The sequence below is a fragment of the Desulfobaculum sp. genome (assembly GCF_054921475.1).
Window position 1 is genome coordinate 1 of sequence record NZ_JBUDSW010000169.1, and the last position, 8156, is coordinate 8156.

General features: G+C 63.7%; 6 protein-coding genes and 1 tRNA gene. 4 read left to right on the forward strand and 3 right to left on the reverse strand.

Translation table 11 applies throughout. The features are described 5' to 3' along the window. Positions 1-83: 83 nt before the first annotated feature. Positions 84-160, reverse strand: a tRNA-Arg gene (locus ACY69P_RS11300). Positions 161-413: 253 nt separating this feature from the next. Between ACY69P_RS11300 and ACY69P_RS11305 the strand changes: the two genes are divergently transcribed. From ACY69P_RS11305 to ACY69P_RS11315, 3 genes are read left to right on the forward strand one after another with little or no spacing between them, the layout of a single operon-like run. After that, positions 414-1640: a bifunctional folylpolyglutamate synthase/dihydrofolate synthase gene (locus tag ACY69P_RS11305; RefSeq protein ID WP_462327540.1), complete on the forward strand. Its 1227-nt coding sequence runs from the start codon at positions 414-416 to the stop codon at positions 1638-1640. A gap of 12 nt (positions 1641-1652) precedes the next feature. Beyond that, positions 1653-3074, forward strand: a complete 1422-nt coding sequence (gene selA / locus ACY69P_RS11310; RefSeq protein WP_462327541.1) for an L-seryl-tRNA(Sec) selenium transferase — start codon at positions 1653-1655, stop codon at positions 3072-3074. Between the two features lie 55 nt (positions 3075-3129). Then, positions 3130-4509, forward strand: coding sequence for an aminopeptidase (locus ACY69P_RS11315; protein WP_459898383.1), 1380 nt, complete (start codon positions 3130-3132; stop codon positions 4507-4509). A gap of 75 nt (positions 4510-4584) precedes the next feature. On the opposite strand, the gene ACY69P_RS11320 is transcribed toward ACY69P_RS11315, so the two are convergent. Further along, on the reverse strand, positions 4585-5772 hold the full coding sequence (locus tag ACY69P_RS11320; RefSeq protein ID WP_462327542.1) for an ATP-grasp domain-containing protein: 1188 nt from the start codon (positions 5770-5772) through the stop codon (positions 4585-4587). Positions 5773-5893: 121 nt separating this feature from the next. Between ACY69P_RS11320 and ACY69P_RS11325 the strand changes: the two genes are divergently transcribed. After that, positions 5894-6178: an FmdB family zinc ribbon protein gene (locus ACY69P_RS11325; protein WP_462327543.1), complete on the forward strand. Its 285-nt coding sequence runs from the start codon at positions 5894-5896 to the stop codon at positions 6176-6178. A gap of 106 nt (positions 6179-6284) precedes the next feature. Here the strand turns inward: ACY69P_RS11325 and ACY69P_RS11330 are convergent, their stop codons facing one another. Further along, the gene (locus ACY69P_RS11330) at positions 6285-7979 is read right to left on the reverse strand and encodes a radical SAM protein (RefSeq protein WP_462327544.1); all 1695 of its coding nucleotides are present in this window, start codon (positions 7977-7979) and stop codon (positions 6285-6287) included. Between the last annotated feature and the right edge of the window lie 177 nt (positions 7980-8156).

Here is an 8156-nt window from a genome sequence, read left to right on the forward strand (position 1 = left end):
CACACCTGCAAGTCTGTTACCCCTTTGTTACCCCCACAACAAAAAAAGAGGTCACGCAAAGTGCGTAACCTCTTGAAATTCTATGGTGCGCCAGGGAGGATTTGAACCCCCGGCCGTCGGCTTAGAAGGCCGATGCTCTATCCAACTGAGCTACTGGCGCGCATGGGTTGCGTCTTATATGCCACAGTGGGGGGAGCGGTCAAGTGGTCTGGGGGGAAAAGGTAAAACTGTTGCGCGCCGGGGGGCGAGGGGGTACCATCCGCGCTCTGGCAGGCTGCGGGGTCCGGCCACGCGCCGCGCCCTGTCTTCCACAACCTTCACGGCTCCCGCCACCCGAGGTAAGACCACTGCTTCCCCGCTTTTCGTCATTCGCCGATATTCAGGTCCATCTGGACACGCTGGGCCTCTTTCATATGGACCTTGGACTGGAGCGCGTCCACTCCGCCACCGCCGCGCTGAACCTGCTCTCCCCGCCCTATGGGGTCATCCACGTTGTCGGCACCAACGGCAAGGGCTCAACCTCGCGCACCATCGCCGAACTCGCCCGCGCCCACGGCCTGCGCGTTGGCCTCTACGCGTCGCCGCATTTTATCACCCCGCGCGAGCGCATCCTTGTTGATGGCCGCATGCTGCCCGCGGACGCATGGGTCCGCAGCGCCAACGCCGCCATGGACGCCGCGCCGCCCGAGGGGCTGACCTATTTCGAATTTCTCACCGTGCTCGCCATCCATGCCTTTAACGCCGCAGGGGTGGACCTTGCCGTCATGGAAGCTGGACTCGGCGGCACCTACGACGCGGCGGGCGTGCTACGCACAGACCTCACCGTCTATACCGCCATCGGCATGGACCACGAGGCCATCCTCGGCCCCACCCTTGCCGACATCGCCGCAGACAAAGCCGGAGCCATGCGGGGTGGCACTCCCGTGGTTACCACACCGCAGGACGACGAGGCCATGCGCGTGCTCTCCGCCCACGCCGCCAAGGTCGGCGCGCCCCTGTCCCGCGCCGCCGACGTCCTCGACTACGCGCCGGAAACAGGCACAGTCCACCGCTCTGGAACCCACGCGCCCAGCGCCAAGGGCGTCCTCCCGCGCATGAAGGGCCCGCATCAGCAGCGCAACCTGCACCTTGCCCTTGCCGCATGGCACCTGTACGCAGAAGCGCGCGGCATCGCCATCACAGCAGACGCCTGCCGCGCCGCCGCAGCCACGGCCATGGTTCCGGGCCGCTTCCAGCACATACCGGGCGAGCCAGACATCTATCTTGATGGCGCGCACAACCCCCAGGCGCTGACAGCCCTCGCGCAGACCCTGCGCGCCGAGAGGATTCGGCCCGCGGCAGTCATCTTCACCTGCCTTGCGGACAAGGACCTTGGCACCATCGCCCCGCAGGTCCGCGCGCTGGCGCCGGATGCCCCGGTCTATGTGCCGGAGATGCCGGACAACTCCCGCGCCCGGGACGCCGCCGAAACGGCCCGCGCCATCGGCGCGCCAGCCCACGCCGCCCCGGATATGGCCACCGCCCTCACGCAGGCCAAGAGCCACGGCGGGCCGGTGCTGCTGTGCGGCTCCTTGTATTTACTGGCCGCATTCTTTACTCTGCATCCTGAACACTTGAGTGACAACGACCACACCCACTAAGCCGGAAAACACATGCCGAACCTGTACCGACACATCCCCTCCGTGGACGCCGTGCTCGCGGCGCTGGACACGGTGGACGACATAGCCGCCCAGCCCCGCCCCCTTGTCCGCGGGCTGGTGAATGACTTTCTCGACTCCTGCCGTGCGGACATCCGCAGTGGCCGCGTGACCGAGGCCGAGCAGCTGTCCCTGACCGCCCTCACCCCGGCGCTGACCGCCTTTGTCCGCGCCGCATCGCGCCCGCATTTCCGGCGCGTGCTCAACGCCACGGGCGTGGTCATCCACACCAATCTCGGGCGCTCCATCCTTGCGCCGCAAGCCATGGACGCCGTGGCCGACGCCTGCGCCAACTACTCCAACCTTGAGTTCGACCTTGCCACCGGAGAACGTGGCAGCCGCTACAGCCACGTAGAAGACGTGCTCTGCCGCCTGACTGGCGCGGAAGCCGCCCTTGTGGTCAACAACAACGCCGCAGCCGTGCTCCTTGTGCTGGAGACCCTTGGCAAAGGCGGCGAGGTTATCGTCTCACGCGGGCAGTTGGTGGAGATTGGCGGCTCGTTCCGCATCCCGGACGTGATGGCGAAAAGCGGCGCACATCTTGTGGAGGTTGGCGCCACCAACCGCACCCACCCGCGCGACTACGAGGACGCCATCACCGAGGACACGGCCGCACTCCTGCGCGTACACTGCTCCAACTTCCGCATCGTGGGCTTCACCAAGGAAGTGTCCTCGGCCCAGCTGGCAGAACTCGCCCGCGCCCACGGCCTGCCCAGCATTGAAGACCTCGGCAGTGGCAACCTACATCCCTTCGCCTCAGGCGAACTGGACGAACCCACCGTGCAGGACACCGTGGCCTCAGGGATTGACGTGGTCACCTTCTCCGGGGACAAAGTCCTCGGCGGGCCGCAGGCGGGCATTATCGTCGGCAAGAAGGACTATATCGACCGCATCAAGCGCAATCCGCTCAACCGCGCCATGCGCATCGACAAAATGACCCTTGCCGCGCTGGAAGCCACCCTGCGCCTGTACATCGACCCCGACGCCGCCCCCAAATCCGTCCCCACCCTGCGCATGATTACCGCAAGCGAGGACGACCTGCACAGGCGCGCCGCCCTGCTGGCCGGCACCATCAACAGCTCCCTGCCCCAGCTGGCCCAGACCGAGCTTGCGGCAGGCCAATCCCGCGTAGGTGGCGGCTCCTTCCCGGAGCGCGATTTGCCCACCACGCTGGTGCGCATTCTGCCCACCGCGTCCATCAGCGCCGACGCCCTGCGCCGCGCCCTGCTGGACACCACCCCGCCCCTTGTGGGACGCATTGAGGACGACGCCCTGTGTCTGGACCCCAGAACGCTGGGCGATGACGAATTTTCCATGGTCGCCGGCGCCCTTACCGAGGCACTCACACGGCTGACCGCATCTGGCAACGCACAGTAAGGCGGCCCATCCGCCACATCTCCCCTCACCGATTCAACACAGAGGATGATAGAACATGGCTCAAGACGAATTGCTTTTTGAATCCCGCAACAGCTGGGAAGTGTACGAAACCGAGGAACACCGCTCCGCAATGGACGAGCTGGCCGACCGCTATCTCGACTTCCTCACCCGCTGCAAGACCGAACGCGAAACCGTGGACTACGTCACGGACATCGCCACCAAGGCCGGATTCACCGAAGACTTCTCCGGCGACAAGGTCTTCCGCGTGATGCGTGGCAAGACCATGCTCCTCGCCCGCAAGGGCAAGAAGCCGCTGTCCGAAGGCATCCGCCTGCTGGGCGCGCATTGCGACGCCCCGCGCCTCGACTTCAAGCAGCACCCCCTCTATGAGGACTGCAACATCGGCCTCGCCAAAACCCACTACTACGGCGGCATCCGCAAGTACCAGTGGCTGGCGCGCCCGCTGGCCCTGCACGGCGTCATCGTCAAGGAAAACGGCGAAACCGTTACCGTGAACATTGGCGAGGACGCGGGCGACCCGGTCTTCACCGTGCTGGACCTGCTGCCCCACCTTGCCTACGAGCAGGCCGAAAAGCCGCTGTCCAAGGCCTTTGAGGCCGAAAAGCTCAACGTTGTCCTCGGCCATGCCCCGGCTGCCAAGGACGGCGAGGACGACAAGGACACCGGCCGCATCAAAAAGCAGGTCCTGCGCCTGCTGAACGAAAAATACGGCATTGTGGAAGAGGATTTCTTCAGCGCCGAGATTCAGGTCGTCCCCGCCGGTCCTGCCCGCAAGGTTGGTCTGGACGGCTCCCTGCTTGGCTCCTACGCCCACGACGACCGCATCTGCGTCTTCACCGGCCTGGAGGCCCTGCTCACCGCTGAGCAGCCCGAGCACACGCAGGTGGTGCTGTTCTGGGACAAGGAAGAAATCGGCTCCGAGGGTTCCACCGGTGCCAAGAGCCTGTTCTTCGAGTACAGCCTTGAGGACCTCATTGACGCATGGGAGCCCGGCACCCGCCTGTCCCGCGTGCTCATGAACTCCAAGGCCATCTCTGCCGACGTGCACGGCGGTCTGGACCCCGACTATCAGGAAGTGCACGAAAAGCTGAACGCCTCCCTGCTGGGCCACGGCCCCGTGTTCTGCAAGTTCACCGGCCACCGCGGCAAAGTGGCGGCCAACGACGCCCACGCTGAATACGTGGGCTGGCTGCGCGGCCTGCTGAACAAGGCAGGCATCCCGTGGCAGATGGCCGAGCTGGGCAAGGTGGACCTCGGCGGCGGCGGCACCGTTGCCAAGTACCTTGCCGTGTACGGCATGGACATCATCGACTTCGGTCCCTCGGTCCTCGCCATGCACTCGCCCTTTGAGATTGCCTCCAAGGCCGACCTCTACACCACCATGCTCGCCTACCGCGAGTTCTTGAAAAGCTAGCGGTCACCCAACGACGTAAAAAAAGGGCGGCTCCTTTCGGGGCCGCCCTTTTCTGTATGCTCTTCTCGTCCGGTCCTACTCGCCGCCCGCGTCCCCGCGCAAGGTGAGGTAGGGCGTCAAGTCCGCATGGAGCATGGCGTCCAGCTCCGAGCGGTCCGCCATGGGCACCCGCACGTGCAGAAAGGCAAACAGCGGGTACTCCAGCCAGTTGATGGGCCGCAGTTCCAGCGGCTCGGTAAAGCGGCTGGCAAAGCCCTCGTAGTCCACGTCCTGCACATCCGCGCCCTTCACGCCCGAAGGCAGGTCGCCAATGATATTGGCCCAGACAAACCCGTCGCGCTCAGCGATAAGGGCGTCCCAGTCCGGGCGCTTGTTGTTCAGGTAAAAGTCATACACGTCAATATCCCACGCGTGGGCGGCGATGTCCGTCACGCACCAGCCCGCAAAGCGCATGGGGTTGACCTCAATGGGCACGATGCTGCCGTCCGCACGCACGCGCAGCTCGGCATGCATGGGGAAGTTTTTCAGCTCCGCCAGCTCGCCAAGGCGCTGCGCCCACGCCGTAAACATGGGCAGACGCTCCCGCATGATGGCCGAAGACGTCACGTACAGCCTGTCGCTCACGTCCTTGCCCGACGAAAACTCGTGGTGCAAAATGTTCAGGATAACAGGCTCGCCCGCGTCGTCAAAGTAGACGTCCACGGCAAACTCCTCGCCCTCGATGACTTCCTCAATGATGAAGGCGTCGATGTTCAAGACCTGCCGGGGGTAGATAGTCTGAATCTCGTCCACCTCGGCGTGGATGGCGCTGACGGCCTCGCGCCACTCCTCGGCGGTGGCGGCAAGGTGCACGCCAAGGCTATAGAACCCGACGCTGGGCTTCACCACCACGGGCAACGGCAGGTCCGCCGGGTTCACGGCGTCCAACTCCGCGAAGGGCACCTTGCGGTAGAAAAAGTCCGGATTTTCGGTGCGCAGCAGGTCGCGGCACCTTGCCTTGTCCTTAAAGATGTCTATGGTCTCCGGCAGGGACGTAAAGGCAAGGTTTTCGGCAATCCAATCAATGGCGTTTTCGGAATTGCAGTAGACGCGGGTGATGGCCCCTTCCTTCACCTGCCGGACAAGGTCCGCCGCATCAGTGGTGGCAATGCCGGAGCCGACCAGCATCTGCCGCGCCCGCTCGGTATCGCACACGGGCAGAGCATTCTGGCGGATAGAGTCCTTCAAAAACTGAGAAACATACGGTTTATCAAGAAGTATCATAATCAGTACCTTACCTTCCCTTCTGCGTGTATGGTCCCGCCGCCCTTGGCGGACGGTGGTAAATCCATCCTTGACTTCACCCGGGGGTGAAGTATTACATCCCTCGAACAGGAGTTGAACGATGCCTCTTTATGAATTTGAATGCGACAAATGCGGTGCGCAGTTTGAGGATTTGGTGGCGTCCGACGCGGCCGCGCCCCCCTGCCCTGAATGTTCCAGCGGAGCGACACGGAAACTGCTCTCAGCCACCTCACTTCACATCGAAGCGGCCAGCCCCCTCGACAGAAAACCCGACGCCAAGGTGCAGCACAATGTGCAGAAAGCCATGAAGCGTCGCGCTGTCGCAGCGGCCGCATGCCCCGGCAAAGCCAGTGGCGGATGCAGCGGGTGCAGTAGCGCAAGCTAACCGCACTCCCGTCCATACCTCCCGCGCGCATCCCGCGCAGGAGTGAAAACGTCAGAACCTTCGTCCTCGGACGGGTTCTGGCGTTTTTCATTTCCCGCCGCAGGGCCTACTTGCCGTCACCGTGGTGCAGCCACGTCCCCATGCCGCAGGCATTGCACCGTTCACACTCCACCTTGCCACAGAGCGCCGTTCCTTTCACGGTTTTGTAGCGCTCCCACTCGCGGTACAGGTACTCCCTGTCCACGCCAATATCCACGCACTCCCACGGCAGGGGTTCATCCTTGCCGCGCTCGCGGTCAAGATAGGCGCCCATGTCGCCATCCCACTGCCTCAGCGCCTTGCGCCAGTTCATGCCCGGACGGGCGGCAATCTCAATGAGGTCAAAAATTTTCTCGTCCCCACGCGCCAAAAGCCCCTGCAGGCGCGCCGGTGCGGGCTTGTCCACGCGCACCTGAAAGCCCTTCACAGGCTTCACTACCTTCTTGAGGCGCTTCATCACCTCGTTAAGATGCGCCTCGCCCGCCATGGGCGCCCACTGAAACGGGGTCCACGGCTTGGGCACAAGGCTGCTGACACCGAGGGTCACGTGACCAACACCGGTCTTCTTCTTGCCACGCCCGGCGTCGATGGCCTCGCGGATGCGCTGAAGGAACTCACCAAGCTCGCGGTAGTCCTCTTCGGTCTCATCCGGCCAGCCCGCAATGATGTACAGCTTCAGGTGATTAAATTGCAGCCGGCTGATGCGCGACACCGCGTCGAGGAACTTTTCCTCGTCAAGGCGCTTGTTGATGGCCTCGCGGATGCGGTGGCTGGCGCCCTCCAGCGCAAGGGTCACGCTGCGGGTGCCGGTGCGGCGCAAAAAGGTCAGGAAGTCATCGGTCAGACCGTCATAGCGTAGCGAGGCGAGGGAAAACTTCGTCCCGCGCTCATGGAGCCATGTCAGGAAGGGATACAGGTCCGGCCAGTCCGTGAGCGCCGTGCCCACAAGGCCGACCTTGCCGGGATTCACGCGTTCGACAATGTCCTTGAGAACGTCAACGCGCGCATGCCGGGGCGGACGGTAGATGTACCCCGCGGCGCAGAAGCGGCACCCATAGGGGCAGCCGCGGTTCACTTCCAGCAGGAACATGTCGCGAAATTCGGATTCCTGCGTCACAAAGCAGGAATGTCCGGGCTGTGAAAGCTCATTGCCATGCCCGGCAAGGACGCGCCGGGTCGGCGCTGTGGCGAGGGCCGGAATGTAGACGCCGTCGCGTCCGGCAACGGCGCGCAGATAGTCCATGGTGCTTGCGCCGTCAAAGGCGTAGGACGCGCATTCAGCCAGCAGGTCCGCAAAGCCCGCCTCGGCCTCGCCAACCCAAAACAGGTCCACAGCCGGGGCCACAGGCGCAGGATTCATAAAGGACAACGGCCCGCCAGCAGTTATCAGCGGCCACGCTCCATCACGGTCCTTACTGCGCAGAGGAATACCCGCCCGGTCCAGCATCTGGGCCATGGCGCGGTACTCTTCCTCAAAGTTGAGGCTAAAAGAAATGACGGGAAAGTCCGACAACGGCCGCCCGGAGTCATACGCCCGAGGCTCCTCGTCTCCCCCCTCCCAGAAAAACCGCTCCGCAATAATGCCGGGGCACTCCTCCAGCAGCTTCCACACCACCTGCCACCCAAGGGTGGACAATCCAAGGCGCGCAGAACCAGGAAACACCAAAGCCACAGGAAGCCGCCCCCCCCACTCGGGAACAGACGGCCTGTCCAAACCATAAAACACGCCGGACTCCGGCGGATACAACGTCGCTTCGCTCATGCGGCGGTTATATACACATTGCCGCGAAAGGCAAATTGCGCAGAGGAAGTGAGGGGGCTGGAGGCGGCCAAAAAGAAAAACCCCACCCTGCCTTGGCAGGGTGGGGAAACAGTCTGGGAAAACAAGAGAGACACTCCGCGTCAAGCCCCCCTAATTCACCACCACATCCCCAGCGTC